Here is a 14,027-nt window from a genome sequence, read left to right on the forward strand (position 1 = left end):
GAAGAAAAAATTTGCAAGTCAAGTCTACAATATTTTATTAGTAAATTTTACATAATATTATGGACTTGCTTATAAAATAGTGATTTGTTTAAATATAAATAAAAAGTGTGACGGCTAATAAATAATTATAACCATCACACTTTTTATTACACATTGATTTTAAAACCTTAAAAAGCATCTCTTAGGATATTTGCCAAGTCAAATTTTGTTACCAAAGCTGGATTTGTTGGTGTGCACCTATCGTTTAGAGCTGTAAGTGCCATTTTTTCTATAGAATCTTGGTAAGCTTTTTCATCAATTTTACCAAGTTCACTTAATTTTTCTGGAATATTAAATTTTTTATTCATTTCTTTTATTACTTTGATTAAACAAGTGTAGTCCCTATGATTTAATTTTTGAGCTAAATCGTCTAATTTTTTTCTAGCCTCTTCACTATTTTCACAATTATATTCTATTACATAAGGTAAAAGTATTGCATTTAATCTTCCGTGAGAAATATGAAAAGTTCCACCAATTGTATGGGCTAGGGAATGATTTATTCCAAGTCCTGCATTGTTAAAAGCGATTCCTGCCATATTTGAAACTTCTAGCATTTTTTCTCTTAGTTTTAACCTATCTCCATCATCGTATACTTTTGGCAAAATTTCAAAAACTGTCTTTATGCAAGTTTCTGCAAAAGTATCGGTATATATTGATGCATTTTTACTACTATAGGCTTCTATTGCATGAGTCAAAACGTCCATACCTGTATCAGCTGTAATAAAATTTGGTACAGTTTTTGTAAATTTTGGAATTAATAAAGCATAATCTGGAAGCATTATATCGTCTATTAATACTTTTTTATCATTGCCTACTGTTACAACTGCAAAATTTGTAGACTCACTTCCTGTTCCTGCTGTAGTCGGGATAGCTACAAAAATTTTTTTTACTTTTTCTTCTTTATATATATCATATATAATTGCTTTAGTAGCATCTATAGCTGAGCCTCCACCAATGGCACAGATTAAATCAGGATTTGAATTTTTTAAAGCTTTTTTTCCTTCTTCAACTAATTCTTGGCTAGGATCTGGTTGAATATTGCTAAAAATATCATAGGAAATATTTTTATCTAACAATTTTGTCACCTGATCTATCATTTTACTTTCTACTACAAATGGATCTGTTACAAAAAAAATTTTATTAGGATTTAAAGAATTTAAAATTTTTATGCTATCATCTCCAACATTTATAGTAGGTTTTACTGAAAACGTCATATAATTTCCTCAACTTTCATTTCTATTGGTATTAGTATCTCTGTTACATATTTTTTCTCATCTCTAAAAGTCCAAGAATCTACCACAAATCTCTCTATAACATCTTCTGATAATTTATATCTATACTTTTTAGCCCACTCTCTAAGTTTTTCATAGGATTTACTTAAATTTTCATATTTTCCAAAATGATAAATAGAACCATAGAATCCATCTTTCAATGTAAAAATGATTCTTTCATCTTGAATAGGTTTAACTGCTTTTTGTATGTATAAACATCTAATGTTTCTATTTTCCTTTTCACACTTTAATCTTTGGATATAAGAATCAAAATAAAACATAACAGAACCTGTAATCTTATTGTTTTTACTTTTTACAAAATTTGCAAAATCTAAATCTAATACAGTATCTTCATAACAAAAACTAAAATCTATAGGATAAGATATTAGTTCACTTTGTTTTATATACTTAATACTTGGGGTATTATTGCCAATAATAAATGCTGAAGATGCTTCTGATATTAACTCATTCCAATCTTTTATAATAGTTAATCGCTCATCTAATTTTTTTATTTCATTACTTGTTCTTTTAATAAGTTCATTGAATGATTTACTCACATCATCATAGTCTGAATTAAATATAAAGTCTCTAATTTCATACAATGAAAAATCCATAAATTGCAAATATTTTATTATAGAAATCAAGAGAATAGTATCCTCCGTATAATATCTATATCCATTTTCTTTAACTACATCTGGTTTTATAAGTCCTACAGTTTCATAATGTCTTAAAGCTCTTGTGGATACATCCGCTTTATTTGAAGCCTGACCAATGGAATATAATTTTTCTTTATTGATCATTTTTACTCCTTAATTATTTACTTTTTCAAATAAGTATTTAGTATTTTTATAAATATTTTCTTCTAAATTATAAAAAGGGCTTTCAATCATCTCTTCTATAGCCCATAAAGTTTTCAAAGACAAACAAGTAATTTCTGCAATATAATAATCATTAGACGAAATACTTTTATCTTTAGATTTTTCAGGTCTTACTTTTTTTAGATCTTTTGGAATATTTGTAGATTTAGAATTTAGAGTATTTTTTATATTTTCTAATAAATGGGACTTAACAGGAGATAATTCTTCTAAATTTTCTTTAATATCTTCAAATCTATCTTTATCTGTAAATTCCATCATTCTAGCATACTTATCAAAAATAGGATTTACGCCATTTTTTTCAATTTCTTTTAAGTCTTTATATAAATAATCTATAATTTTTTGATTATACGCCAAATATTGAGAAAGCCTCATAATGAAAAATTCTTTAGGTGAATCTTGGCAAACTGCTCTACCATTAAGTCCCCTTATTTCATCAAAGTTTTTCCATTCAAAATCTAAAATCCAAGAAAGCTCATCAAAAACACATAATAAATTATAATCTCTAAGTATATCTTTCATCAAGTTCTTGTCAATATTTTTAAATAAATATCTCATATCAATTTCCTTTCACCAAATTAATTGCCTTAATTTGTGGATTTATAATTGAATTTTGTACTTCAATAGCATGAGCCAATAAAAAATCATCATCTGATTTGGTAATAGATCTATATTTTAATATATCTTTTACATATATACTTAGTTTTTCACTTAAATAAAGAAGATCTTTTTTATCATTTGATGCCATAAATTTATTCATATCTTTAAGTAAATCACGAGGATAATAATTAATTTGTGCTAATCTTTTGTATCTTAACTTATAATAAGGCATATATACTTTTGCAAATAAAAAAAGTACTCCAAATAAAGCTTCCATAAATTCAGCTTTTGCAAAAAAAACTGCTGAAATATCATTTCTATCAAGAGATCTTTTTAAATTATATTGTCCCGCTTGAGCCATTTGGAAAAGATACGCTGCAAGTTTTTTTCTGAGTACATCTTCTGGATAAAAATCTAATAAATATTTTCTATATTCTGAAAATAATTTACAATTATCTAAAAAAATTTCTCCATTAGTGACAGTAGCAAGATAAGATTCTGGAATTTTTAAAAATTCTATATCGCTAATTGGAAATTTCCTAGCTGATGTATATTTTTCATAAAAATCTTCTAAAGAGAATAACCCAACTCTTTTATCTACCAGTTTCGACTCAACTTTCTTATATCCTAGAAATTCATCTGGTAACTTTTCCAAAACAGAATTAATCCTATTTTTATAAATTTTTACATCATCTTCTTTTAACCAAATACAAAATCCCGGACCAAAATCATGATCTTTTGAAATATCATCATCAAGACCAAAACATTCAGAGCCTTCTCCAACCAGACCAATTGAACAAAGATCTAAAATTTCTGGACAATTATTTTTAAAAATTGGATAGGCTATATCATAAAAATATTTTTTTGATAATTCTATGCCATTCATGATATTTCCTTTTGCTTTTTAGCTTGATTAAGGTTTTGAATTAGAATTTCCTTTACTGGACCTTCACCAACAGTTTCATCAAATACTTCTATAGCTTTTTCATAATAGTATACAGACGTATAATATTCTTTATTGTTATAATAAATATTAGCAGCTGTCGCATAAGCATTTGCCAAATGTGGAAGTCTTAATCTATTTTTTTCATAATAAAGTATAGCCTCATTTACATTTACCAATGCTTTAGCATACTTTTTTTTAAGTATTAATATTTCTGCGAGATTTATCTTAGATACAGCTATTTTTTCTTCATTTTCTATTATTTTTAGAGCTTTTTCAATATCTTCTTGTGCTAAATCCAACATATTTTTTGCCCTAAAGGCTTGAGATCTATTATTATATACGCTTGCCATTAAATATTTTGTATCGCTAAGTTGGCTAAGAATATTTTCAGTTTCATTCAAAGTATCAATTGCTAAATCATAATTTTTAGAAACTATATGGCAATTCGATATATTTATAAGAAGACTAGCATAATCTTTTGAAATAAATCCGTAGCTGTCTAACACTAATTTTTGTATTACTTTATAAATCTTATAAGCAAAGTCTGTTTGACCCTTTACTCTAAGAAAAGATGCGAGCTCATTACCAACAGCGATAATGGCTCTTTCATCTTTTAAACTTATAGTTTTAGAAAATTCTTCCATCAAAAATAGAATAACTTCCTTGCCATTTGATTTATTAAACTTTAGCTTCAAATCATTATAAAAGTTTGATAAATCATATTTCATGATTCTTATTTATTTTTTGGTAAAATTGTTTCAACTTCTGTGTGTGGTCTTGGAATTACGTGTACAGATAATAATTCTCCAACTCTTTGTGCTGCTGCAGCTCCTGCGTCTGTTGCTGCTTTTACTGCTCCTACATCTCCTCTAACTAAAACTGTTACAAGTCCTCCTCCAACGTGTTCTTTTCCTACAAGTGTTACGTTGGCTGCTTTTACCATTGCATCTGCTGCTTCAATACTTCCTACTAATCCTTTTGTTTCGATCATTCCTAATGCTTCGTTCATTTTTTCTCTCCTTTATATTTTTTATTTTTTTATTAACTTATTTATTCACCTTTAAAGGCATTTACTAGTGAGTCTACCATTTCTTTTAATTCTTCTAGGTTTATCTCACCTGTTTCATTAAAGTTTGAAGATTTCTTTTCTTCTTCTGTTTTACAATTATTACAACCTGTTGAATATTCAAAATATTTTGGCTGGTTTCCATAGTTTGGTAATGAATTGTTATTTAATAAAGAATTATTTCCGTGATATTTTTTAAATATTTCATCTTCTTCAACAAGCTTATCAGCATCTTTTGTTCCATAAACTAATTTTTTGAAGTTAACAAGGTGTTTTGGACCAACATTTTCTGATACGCTTGATCCTCCCATTGTTCCACATCCTAAGGTTAGCGCTATTGGAAGGCCTGTTGTAAGTCCTGTTCCTCCCATTGTTCCACCAGTATTTACAAGAATTCTACTTGCAGGTTTTATAGCAAATTTTCTTGCAATTTCTTTATCTTCTGTATGTAGGCTCATAGTGTGTCCTATACCATTTTCTAGAAGTTTAAATGAAAGATCGCAAGCTTCCTTCCAATCATTTACTGTGTAAAATCCTAGTACTGATGTCAATTTTTCATAAGATAATGGATATTCTTTTCCAACTCCGTATTGTTCACCAACAAGTACTCTAGTCCCACTTGGTATGCTAACTCCTGCAGCATCTGCTATAACTTTTGCACTTCTTCCTACATAGTTAGGATTCATTGCTGTTCCATTTCTAAATAATAAAGCACAAACTTTTTTGCATTCCTCATCAGTCATGAAATATGCACCAGCTTTTTCAAATTCTGAAACTACTTCTTGTCTATTTGTTCTTTCGACAATTAATGATTGTTCTGAAGCACATATTGTTCCATTATCAAAAGTTTTTGATGCCATAATATTTCTAACAGCTTTTTTGATATCAGCAGTTTTTTCTATATAAGCTGGTGAGTTTCCTGCCCCTACTCCTATAGCTGGTTTTCCAGCAGAATATGCTGCTTTTACCATTGCTGGACCACCTGTTGCTATGATTAATTTAACTTCATTAGCATGCATTAATTCATTTGTTGCATCAATTGAAAGTTTTGTTAATCCTTGTACAATATTTTCTGGTGCCCCTGCTTTTACAGCTGCTTCATTTACAATTTCTATTGCCCTTGATGTACATTTACTAGCTTTTGGATGTGGACTAAAGATTATAGGATTTCTAGATTTTATAGCTATCATTGAGTTATATAAAACTGTTGATGTTGGATTTGTTGATGGAACTATTCCCATTATTAAACCAACTGGATCTGCTATAGTAATAACTTGACCTTCTTGGTCAGCATCTACTATTCCTATAGTTTGTTGATTTTTAATTTCTTCATATAAAAGTCCACTTGCCATGTGATTTTTATATATTTTATCTTCTACCTTTCCAAAGCCTGTTTCTTCTACTGCAATTTCTGCTAATTCTTTTGCGTGAATTTCTCCAGCTTCAGCAATAGCTTTTATAATTCTATCAATTTGATCGAATGTATAATTTTTTAATTTTTTTTCTGCTTCAGCTCCTTTTCTAGCAAGATCTCTTGCTGCTTGGATTGAAGATAGATCAAAATCTAATTCTGCCATGCTTACCTTCTTTCTAATTTATTTGTTAATTATTCTTTGTGTGGTAAGATTGTTTCAACTTCTGTGTGTGGTCTTGGGATTACGTGTACTGATACTAATTCTCCAACTCTTTGTGCTGCTGCAGCCCCTGCATCTGTTGCTGCTTTTACTGCTCCTACATCTCCTCTAACTAAAACTGTTACAAGTCCTCCTCCAACATGTTCTTTTCCTACAAGTGTAACGTTAGCTGCTTTTACCATTGCATCTGCTGCTTCAATACTTCCTACTAATCCTTTTGTTTCAATCATTCCTAATGCGTCTAATTGTGCCATTTTTTTTATCTCCTTTTTTTCTACTTTTTTTACGATCTTATTTGTGGTTTTTTTGTTTACTTCTGTATTCACTTCTTCGTTTTTTGTAGCTTCTGTTTTTTTTGCTACTTCTTTCTTTTTTTCTGTCATCTAAACCCCTTGTATAATAATTTCTATAAAGTCTTTAGGACCTAATCCTAGAGCATTGGCTTCTTCTTGATCTATATGACAATCAAGATATCCGTTATCTCCTACTCTAACACTTACATTTTCAAGTAGTGCTGACCTTTCACCTCTAGTTTTTATTGAAACTATATCTCCATTTTTTAATCCTCTTTCTTTTGCTTGAAGATTATTAAAATGAATGTGTCTTTGAGCAACTATTGTGCCTTCTTTTAAAACAACTGTTCCTTCTGGTCCTATTACTGTGATTCCTGGAGTATCTTTAATATCTCCTGACAATCTTAGTACTGGTTTTATACCAAGTTTAAAGGCATCTGATCTTAGTATTTCTACTTGACTTTGTTTTCTTACTGGACCTATTATTCTAACTTTTTCTATGCAACCTTTTTTTGCTGCTATTGTCACACATTCCTTGCATGCAAATTGTCCTGGTTGTGATAAACTTTTTATTGGTGTAAGCTTGTATCCTTTCCCAAAAAGAGTATCTAAATCTTCTTGAGATAAGTGAATGTGTCTTCCTGATATTCCTACAGGAATCTTATAAAGATCTATATTAACTTTTTGCTTATTTTTTTTATAATTGTCTACTAAGCTTTCTAGCAACTGACTAAATTCATTCATCCTATCCTATTATCCTTTCAATATCATTTTCAGATAATAGGCCTTGTTCTATCCCTTTTTTAAGTATCCTATAAATTTGTTCTTCCGATAAAACAGCTGATGATTTTTTACATTCTTTGCTTTCTTTTTTTTCTTCTATATCATTTTTTTTATCTTTACAATCACATTTTTTAAATTCTATGCCAAAATCTTTTGCTAAGTCTTTGGCTGCAGCTGTGATTATAGTGTTGTCATCAATATAGATTTCTTTTTCATTTTTTTTCTTTAAGACTTCTTCCTGACTTATGAGTCTTTTCATCAAAACCTCCTAGAAATCACAATCCTCATCTATTATTCCAACTATAACAGCATCTACAGGAATTTTTTGATTTTGATTTTCCTCAAGAATTGCTCTTGCAGATGAACCTTGGGTTATAATAACCCTATCTCCTCTACCAGCTCCTATTGTATCTACTGCTACTATTTTTTTATTTTTTTCACTTCCATCTAAAATTTCTACTAACATAAATTTAAGACCATTAAGCGAATCATATTTTCTTGTAGCCCATACATTGCCTATAAGTTTTGCGATTACCATATATTTTTTTCCTTAATTTTTTCTTCAATATTTCTTAGGGCAACTTTAACTTCTTCCATCTCTCCTATTATTGCAAGCATAATCATATTTTGTGGACATGAGCCTCTAACATCTAATACTTCTACCCCACTAGTTTTATAGGCTATATCACTTGCCACAGTCATTTCTATTAATTTTCCTTGAACAAGCCCTAAAGCTCCAGGATTTTTTTCCAATTTGAATTTGGATCTATTTTTTATAATATCAAGTGTGGCTGGGCTTGGTGCTTTTATAAGTTTAATATCCATTTTTAATCCTCTATAAGTGATAAAGCTATTCCTATTGGCGTTACAAACATAGGATTTGATGGTTTTAATGTTTTTATTTTTGTCTTTTGACCAACATAATCTTCCATTCCACTTAAAAGTGCTGTACCACCTACCAAAACAATTTTATCTATTTTTTGATCTTTGCTTGCATTTTCGATTATAGAAATTATTTTATCTATAACAGGTCTTACAACAGGAAATATTTCTTTATGTTTTGAAAAATCTCTTTTTAATTCTTCTGCTTTATCAAAGTCAATTTTATATGCCCCTGATAATACTAATGAAAAATGTGTTCCACCTGTAGCTTCATCTAAAACTTTTACTACTTTTTCGTCTTTTACTATTGATATTCCAGTTGTACCGCCACCGATGTCTACTACAGCTCCATTATCAAGATTTAATAATTTATTTGCAGCTGTTGGCTCGTCTAAAACTTTTTCTACTATAAAACCACTTGACTCTGCTACATTTTTTACTGCTCCACCGTCTATATTTTCTGTTCCTGGTGGGATAGCGCATCCTGCTATAAGAAGTTCTTCTCCTAGTTTTTCTTCTAGTTGATTTTTTAGCTTTCTTACAATATCACAAGCTCCTATATAATCCACAACCATTCCATCTTTAACAACTTGAGCAAATTCATATGCACCTGCAACAGGTCTTTTATCTTCATCAAATACACACAAAACTATAAAAGCAGTTCCTAAATCTATACCTGTGTAAAGTTTTTTATTTTTTGTCTTTATAGGCTTTTTTATTGATTCTTCAAAGTCTTTTATGACTTTATTAACATTTTCTAAATTGATAAGCTTATCCTCCTTTGCAAATATTTATAAACCAAATATAAAGTTTAGCAGCTATTTTATATATAAACTCTTCATTATTTTTTTCTTTAATCTTATTAAGTTTATCAATACCTTCTTCTATACTTATAAAGCTTTTAAGATATGGATTATCAAGATTCATATTCATATAAATATCTATAGCTTCACTTTCTTTACAATTCATTTTCTCTAGGTCTATAATTTCATTTTTAAAAATTTTTATCGCTAAGTCATTTAAATAAGAAGCAAATTCATGGTCAAAATCTTTAAGCTCAAAAGCAATTTTTTTAATTATCAAACTCACTTCTTCATCTAATTTTTTCTCATCCAAATTTTTGCAAATCGGATTATCCCCAAGCTTATTTTGTTTCTTTTTTGTGTTTTTAGCCTTTGTTTTATCAACTATATCTATCCTAAAATCCAAAAGAAATTGTCTAGCTTGTGGAGTTAGCTTACTACCTTTTTCAATGATGTATGAGTCAAAAGGGCTTTTTTTGTATTTGTATCTTAAATTATCTTCTGTTATAAAAAGCATCTTTTTTCCTCAGTTTCTTTTATATATTTTCTTAATTTTTCTAGTCCCTTACCTGTCTTTAGTGATATCTCAAATATATAATCACTTCCAATAGCATTTGCTATTTGCCTTAATTTTTCCAACTTTACATCATCATAAAGATCAATCTTATTGATTATTGTAATTGTTGGTCTGGTAAATGATTTTGCAAAGTTTGGTGGAACATGACAATCTTTTTGTAAATCTATCATAAAAATATTTACTAAGGCTTGATTTTGTCCAACCATAATCAAAGCACTATTTAAGTAGGGATTTTCTATATATCCTTCTGATACTTCAATAGTTTTTTCTCTAAATTGAAGATCTAAACTTTTTTTTGATTTAAGATTTTTCTCTTCAATTAAGCTTGCAAGACTTGTCTTTCCCACTCCATCATTTCCAGCTATTAACCACTTTCTACTCATGACATTGTTACGGGACAAGAAGTAAATTTTAACATACTTTCAAAAGTATCTTTAACTGCTTGTAGGGACTGTTTTACGCTTTCATTATCTCCTTGTAAAAGAACGCATCCATTAAATCTATCAATAAAGCAAACTTCTACATTCGCAGCTTTTGCTGCCACATCAGCTGCTATTATGGAACTTTCTGTTGGAGTTAAGGTCATAATTCCTATGGCATTTCCCTTATCCAAACCAATTTTTTCATTTACTGATGGATCTGGAGATGAAATAAGATGAAGAAGGGTTATTTGTTTGCCTGGTACTGATTCTTGAACTATTCTTTGCAAATTTTCCATATTATCACCTAATGCCTTACTAAATTCACTTCGATTTTCTTTTCATCAATCCACTTTTGGATTTCATCTAACTGTTCATTGGACAAGGCAAATTCACCTTCCATCTCAGAATCCATTGGATAATCCATATCAAGCTGTTCATATTTGCCAACCCCATACCTATGATAAGGAAGTAAATCTATGCCATCGAAATTTTTAAAACATTTAAAATCTTCTAAAAAATCTACAACTGCTTTTATTTCTTCGTGGCTGTCATTTACTCCTTTTAAAATTGGCATTCTTACCCTAACTTTTTTTCCACATTCTAGTAAATATCTTAGATTGGATAAGATTCTTTCATTATTTACTCCAGTCCAATATTTATGCTTTACAGGATCCATTTGTTTAATATCAAATAAGAATAAATCTACATGGTCTTTTATTAAATCTAAAGATTTTCTTGGAGTATAACCACAAGTTTCTATGGCTGTATTAATTCCACTCATATGACTTTCCTCAAGTAGGGATTTCAAACTTTCAGCTTGAGCACTGCATTCTCCTCCGCCTACTGTTAACCCGCCACCACTCATCATATAAAAATCTTTATCTTCTTTTACAATATCCATTAATTCAGTTATTGTTTTATCTTCACCTACAATTTCTATAGCTTTTTGAAGGCAATTTTTCTCACATCTTCTACAACCTATGCAAGTTATATCTCTATGAACTTTGTGTATTCCATTTTCCATATAATGAATTTTTTTTGGACAAACATTAACACATTGACCACAATTTATACAAGCATTTTTTTTAAGCATTACTTGATATTCTCTTTTTAATCCTTCAGGGTTGGAGCACCACTTGCATCTAAGTGGGCAACCCTTGAAAAATATTAAAGTTCTTACTCCTGGACCATCATGGACGTTGTACTTTTGAGTATTGAAAATTCTAGCAGTCCTTTCAATTCCTTCTTTATTTGAATCTACATCCATTTATATTCCTTTCTATTCTAGAAGTGTTCTAGCATTGTACGACTTATAATTTCGTCTTGAACATCCTTACATAATTCAACAAAGAATGCTGAATATCCAGCAACACGAACTACTAAATCTCTATGTTTTTCTGGATGTTCTTGAGCATCTAGCATAGTTTCATTATCTAAGTAGTTAAATTGCATCTCTCCATTTCCATACATACAAGCTGTACGTAATAAGGTTACAAGAGCATTTTCTCCTTCTATAGAATCTAAAATTCCTTTTTGAATTTTAAAATTGTGTACCATACCCATATTCATTGAATCATTCGCCATTTTTGATACTGATTTTATAATAGCTGTTGGTCCATTAAAGTCAGCACCTTGAGTTGGTGATATGCCATCTGATAATGGTGTCCATGCATCACGACCATTAGCTGATGCTCCTGTCATTTGTCCAAATGGTGTATTGTTAGATATTGAAAGTGTTCCATGGCAAAGTCTTGAATAAAGTGTTCTATATTTTGCGTGTTCTCTTTCTGTAAAGTTTATAATATCGTTACAAATCTTATCTGCATAGTCATCATCGTTACCATATTTTGGAGCGTCTAAGCAGTCTCTTTTGATTTGTTCATAGCCTTTAAATTCTGCTTTTAATGCTTCATTTAATTGTTCTAGGCTATATTTTTTATCGTCATAAACTAATTTTTTGATTGCTGCCATACTATCTGCATAAGTTGCAAGTCCTGACCATACAACTCCTGGACCAAAATTATACATTGCTCCACCTGCTGAAACATCTTTTCCATGTTCCATACAGCCTTCATACATTATTGACATTAAAGGCTTTGGTGCCATATCTCTGTGAACTATTTGAGATATTGTTGTTGCTGCTGCTGTTAATTTTGTTATATATGAAATTTGTTCTTTTACAGCTTTTTCAAATTTTTCCCAAGTATCAAAGTTTGAAAGACTTCCTAAATCAGGTGTAACTTGCTTTCCATACCAAAGTGGAACACCGTGGTTTAATGTTAATTCTATTGCTATTGGCCATTGTGTGTATGAAGTTGATGTCCATTGATATAATCTTCCAGATTTTTGTGGTTCAACGCATCCCATCATACAATAATCTCTAGCATCTTCTACGCTTACTCCTTTTGCAAGCATCATTTTTATGTGAGTATCATCAAAGTGGCAAGCCGGGAAGCCCATTCCAGCTCTTACTACATCTACAATTTTTCTTAAATATTTTTCTGGAGATTTTGTGTGGATTCTTGTCGCAAGTGATGGTTGGTATATTTTCACATGTCTTACCGCATCCATCAAAAGATATGTTAAATCATTTGTTGCATCGACACCTTCTCTTGTGATTCCACCGATTGTCATATTAACGAATGGTTGATATCCTGCAAAGAATTTAGATGAACCTTCACTTGTTAGCCACATCATCTCGCTCATTTTTATTAGCATACATCCTGCAAGTTCAAAAGCTTGGTAATCATTCATTCTTCCACTTTCAATATCTTTTTTGTAGAATGGATACATATATTGGTCAACTCTTCCTATTGACATTCCTGTTTGGTTTTCTTCAACTACAAGCAAGGATTCTATTGTCCAAACTGCTTGTATCGCTTCCCAAAATGTTCTAGGTTTATTTGCTGGAACGTGAGCATTTACTTCTGCTATTTTTTCCAATTCAATTTTTCTTTTCGGATTTGTTTCTTTTTGAGCTAATTGTTTTGCATATTCACTTAATCTTTTAGCATATATCATTACTCCTTCAGTTGTTTCTATTACTGATTTGTAGAAGTAAATTTTATCTATATCTTCTGGATTTGAATAATCAAGTTTTTCTAAGTGTTCTTTTGCTTCTTGTTGGATATCTTTCATTCCTTTTTTCATTAGGATTACATCATATCCTGGATTTGAATCTCCTCCTCCATTTACTTGATGGTAAGAACAATCTGATACGAAAGATTCTCCTGATAATTCCCATACTCCAGCATCTCTGTATTGGTCTTCACATACTTCATCAAGACTTCTTCCTTCCCAGAATGGGAACAATACGTCTTTACAATATTGTTTGTCTTCTTCTGAAATGTGGAATGGATCTTGTGGTCTGTTTTCAATTGTATCTAATTCATCTCTTAACCATCTCCAAGAAATATCTGGAGAAAATGCTCCGCTTCTTGGTGCCCCACAAGGTGAACCTACTATTAATTCATTATCTTGAATTACAAGTGGTGCTGTTTCACAATTTTTTCTAAAAGCTTTTGCTCTTAGAACATTCTTTGGCATTCCTGGATTTTCTTTTGTTAGTTCTGTTACTATTTTTGCCCTATGCAAGGTTATAGTTGGAACTTGTTTTAAAAAGTTTGCCTTTAAATCAATAAGTCTTTGAGTAGGTCCATTAGGAATTTGTGTTCCTTCACTTTGTATTCCCACACTTAAATCACAATTTTTATTATCCTCTTTGTTTAATTGATCTTGCACTTTTTCAAATAATTTGCGTACACTTTCTTTTTCTGAATCTGACATATGCTCTGTTGCCATTGCCAATTTCTTAGAAAATTCTCTTAAGTCCATTT

The 14,027-nt window shown here is 30.2% G+C and carries 18 protein-coding genes; all 18 read right to left on the reverse strand.

From position 1 onward, the window contains the following. Positions 1 to 167: 167 nt before the first annotated feature. The 18 genes from HMPREF0078_RS06795 to cutC all read right to left on the reverse strand — a co-directional run bounded on the left by HMPREF0078_RS06795 (position 168) and on the right by cutC (position 14,025). Positions 168 to 1,253, reverse strand: a complete 1,086-nt coding sequence (locus tag HMPREF0078_RS06795) for a 1-propanol dehydrogenase PduQ (RefSeq protein WP_004839406.1) — start codon at positions 1,251 to 1,253, stop codon at positions 168 to 170. Beyond that, positions 1,250 to 2,110: a MerR family transcriptional regulator gene (locus tag HMPREF0078_RS06800; RefSeq protein ID WP_004839407.1), complete on the reverse strand. Its 861-nt coding sequence runs from the start codon at positions 2,108 to 2,110 to the stop codon at positions 1,250 to 1,252. The genes HMPREF0078_RS06795 and HMPREF0078_RS06800 overlap by 4 nt, the downstream gene beginning before the upstream one ends. 9 nt (positions 2,111 to 2,119) lie before the next feature. Continuing rightward, a complete protein-coding gene (locus HMPREF0078_RS06805; protein WP_004839408.1) occupies positions 2,120 to 2,743 on the reverse strand; it encodes a DUF4125 family protein in 624 nt (207 codons plus the stop codon). A 1-nt stretch (position 2,744) separates the two neighbouring features. Further along, positions 2,745 to 3,671, reverse strand: a complete 927-nt coding sequence (locus tag HMPREF0078_RS06810; RefSeq protein ID WP_004839409.1) for a DUF4037 domain-containing protein — start codon at positions 3,669 to 3,671, stop codon at positions 2,745 to 2,747. After that, complete coding sequence (locus HMPREF0078_RS06815) at positions 3,668 to 4,459, reverse strand: tetratricopeptide repeat protein (RefSeq protein WP_004839410.1); 792 nt, start codon at positions 4,457 to 4,459, stop codon at positions 3,668 to 3,670. Before HMPREF0078_RS06815 ends, HMPREF0078_RS06810 begins: the two co-directional genes overlap by 4 nt. Positions 4,460 to 4,464: 5 nt before the next feature. Continuing rightward, the gene (eutM, locus tag HMPREF0078_RS06820) at positions 4,465 to 4,740 is read right to left on the reverse strand and encodes an ethanolamine utilization microcompartment protein EutM (protein ID WP_004839411.1); all 276 of its coding nucleotides are present in this window, start codon (positions 4,738 to 4,740) and stop codon (positions 4,465 to 4,467) included. A 41-nt stretch (positions 4,741 to 4,781) separates the two neighbouring features. Beyond that, entirely contained in the window at positions 4,782 to 6,374 is a 1,593-nt protein-coding gene (locus HMPREF0078_RS06825; protein WP_004839412.1) for an acetaldehyde dehydrogenase (acetylating), read from the reverse strand. Positions 6,375 to 6,403: 29 nt separating this feature from the next. Then, on the reverse strand, positions 6,404 to 6,685 hold the full coding sequence (gene eutM, locus HMPREF0078_RS06830; RefSeq protein ID WP_026065049.1) for an ethanolamine utilization microcompartment protein EutM: 282 nt from the start codon (positions 6,683 to 6,685) through the stop codon (positions 6,404 to 6,406). A gap of 129 nt (positions 6,686 to 6,814) precedes the next feature. Next, positions 6,815 to 7,468, reverse strand: coding sequence for a phosphate propanoyltransferase (locus HMPREF0078_RS06835; RefSeq protein ID WP_004839414.1), 654 nt, complete (start codon positions 7,466 to 7,468; stop codon positions 6,815 to 6,817). A gap of 1 nt (position 7,469) precedes the next feature. Then, positions 7,470 to 7,766 carry a hypothetical protein gene (locus HMPREF0078_RS06840; protein ID WP_004839415.1) on the reverse strand — a complete coding sequence of 99 codons (297 nt, stop codon included), beginning with the start codon at positions 7,764 to 7,766 and terminating at the stop codon, positions 7,470 to 7,472. 9 nt (positions 7,767 to 7,775) lie between these two features. Beyond that, a complete protein-coding gene (locus HMPREF0078_RS06845; protein ID WP_004837443.1) occupies positions 7,776 to 8,045 on the reverse strand; it encodes a EutN/CcmL family microcompartment protein in 270 nt (89 codons plus the stop codon). Continuing rightward, positions 8,039 to 8,332, reverse strand: coding sequence for a BMC domain-containing protein (locus HMPREF0078_RS06850; protein WP_004839416.1), 294 nt, complete (start codon positions 8,330 to 8,332; stop codon positions 8,039 to 8,041). The genes HMPREF0078_RS06845 and HMPREF0078_RS06850 overlap by 7 nt, the downstream gene beginning before the upstream one ends. A gap of 2 nt (positions 8,333 to 8,334) precedes the next feature. Continuing rightward, positions 8,335 to 9,180 (reverse strand): ethanolamine utilization protein EutJ, encoded by an 846-nt coding sequence (eutJ, locus tag HMPREF0078_RS06855; protein ID WP_167317029.1) that lies wholly within the window; start codon positions 9,178 to 9,180, stop codon positions 8,335 to 8,337. Continuing rightward, positions 9,161 to 9,709 carry a hypothetical protein gene (locus HMPREF0078_RS06860; RefSeq protein ID WP_004839418.1) on the reverse strand — a complete coding sequence of 183 codons (549 nt, stop codon included), beginning with the start codon at positions 9,707 to 9,709 and terminating at the stop codon, positions 9,161 to 9,163. Before HMPREF0078_RS06860 ends, eutJ begins: the two co-directional genes overlap by 20 nt. Next, on the reverse strand, positions 9,697 to 10,152 hold the full coding sequence (locus tag HMPREF0078_RS06865) for a EutP/PduV family microcompartment system protein (protein ID WP_004839419.1): 456 nt from the start codon (positions 10,150 to 10,152) through the stop codon (positions 9,697 to 9,699). The genes HMPREF0078_RS06860 and HMPREF0078_RS06865 overlap by 13 nt, the downstream gene beginning before the upstream one ends. Beyond that, positions 10,149 to 10,487, reverse strand: coding sequence for a BMC domain-containing protein (locus tag HMPREF0078_RS06870; RefSeq protein WP_004839420.1), 339 nt, complete (start codon positions 10,485 to 10,487; stop codon positions 10,149 to 10,151). The genes HMPREF0078_RS06865 and HMPREF0078_RS06870 overlap by 4 nt, the downstream gene beginning before the upstream one ends. An 8-nt stretch (positions 10,488 to 10,495) precedes the next feature. Continuing rightward, complete coding sequence (gene cutD, locus HMPREF0078_RS06875; RefSeq protein WP_004839421.1) at positions 10,496 to 11,458, reverse strand: choline TMA-lyase-activating enzyme; 963 nt, start codon at positions 11,456 to 11,458, stop codon at positions 10,496 to 10,498. Positions 11,459 to 11,475: 17 nt separating this feature from the next. Continuing rightward, positions 11,476 to 14,025 (reverse strand): choline trimethylamine-lyase, encoded by a 2,550-nt coding sequence (cutC, locus tag HMPREF0078_RS06880; RefSeq protein WP_004839422.1) that lies wholly within the window; start codon positions 14,023 to 14,025, stop codon positions 11,476 to 11,478. Positions 14,026 to 14,027 lie beyond the last annotated feature (2 nt).

The sequence above is a fragment of the Anaerococcus vaginalis ATCC 51170 genome (genome assembly GCF_000163295.1).
Lineage (GTDB): Bacteria > Bacillota > Clostridia > Tissierellales > Peptoniphilaceae > Anaerococcus > Anaerococcus vaginalis.

Bases quoted from the DNA above. Each gene is read 5' to 3' on its own strand.
- HMPREF0078_RS06800 (WP_004839407.1), bottom strand. From the start codon at position 2,110: ATGATCAATAAAGAAAAATTATATTCCATTGGTCAGGCTTCAAATAAA.
- eutM (WP_026065049.1), bottom strand. From the start codon at position 6,685: ATGGCACAATTAGACGCATTAGGAATGATTGAAACAAAAGGATTAGTA.
- HMPREF0078_RS06845 (WP_004837443.1), bottom strand. From the start codon at position 8,045: ATGGTAATCGCAAAACTTATAGGCAATGTATGGGCTACAAGAAAATAT.
- eutM (WP_004839411.1), bottom strand. From the start codon at position 4,740: ATGAACGAAGCATTAGGAATGATCGAAACAAAAGGATTAGTAGGAAGT.
- HMPREF0078_RS06870 (WP_004839420.1), bottom strand. From the start codon at position 10,487: ATGGAAAATTTGCAAAGAATAGTTCAAGAATCAGTACCAGGCAAACAA.
- cutC (WP_004839422.1), bottom strand. From the start codon at position 14,025: ATGGACTTAAGAGAATTTTCTAAGAAATTGGCAATGGCAACAGAGCAT.
- HMPREF0078_RS06805 (WP_004839408.1), bottom strand. From the start codon at position 2,743: ATGAGATATTTATTTAAAAATATTGACAAGAACTTGATGAAAGATATA.
- HMPREF0078_RS06840 (WP_004839415.1), bottom strand. From the start codon at position 7,766: ATGAAAAGACTCATAAGTCAGGAAGAAGTCTTAAAGAAAAAAAATGAA.
- cutD (WP_004839421.1), bottom strand. From the start codon at position 11,458: ATGGATGTAGATTCAAATAAAGAAGGAATTGAAAGGACTGCTAGAATT.
- HMPREF0078_RS06795 (WP_004839406.1), bottom strand. From the start codon at position 1,253: ATGACGTTTTCAGTAAAACCTACTATAAATGTTGGAGATGATAGCATA.
- HMPREF0078_RS06825 (WP_004839412.1), bottom strand. From the start codon at position 6,374: ATGGCAGAATTAGATTTTGATCTATCTTCAATCCAAGCAGCAAGAGAT.
- HMPREF0078_RS06850 (WP_004839416.1), bottom strand. From the start codon at position 8,332: ATGGATATTAAACTTATAAAAGCACCAAGCCCAGCCACACTTGATATT.
- HMPREF0078_RS06860 (WP_004839418.1), bottom strand. From the start codon at position 9,709: ATGCTTTTTATAACAGAAGATAATTTAAGATACAAATACAAAAAAAGC.
- HMPREF0078_RS06815 (WP_004839410.1), bottom strand. From the start codon at position 4,459: ATGAAATATGATTTATCAAACTTTTATAATGATTTGAAGCTAAAGTTT.
- HMPREF0078_RS06835 (WP_004839414.1), bottom strand. From the start codon at position 7,468: ATGAATGAATTTAGTCAGTTGCTAGAAAGCTTAGTAGACAATTATAAA.
- HMPREF0078_RS06865 (WP_004839419.1), bottom strand. From the start codon at position 10,152: ATGAGTAGAAAGTGGTTAATAGCTGGAAATGATGGAGTGGGAAAGACA.
- HMPREF0078_RS06810 (WP_004839409.1), bottom strand. From the start codon at position 3,671: ATGAATGGCATAGAATTATCAAAAAAATATTTTTATGATATAGCCTAT.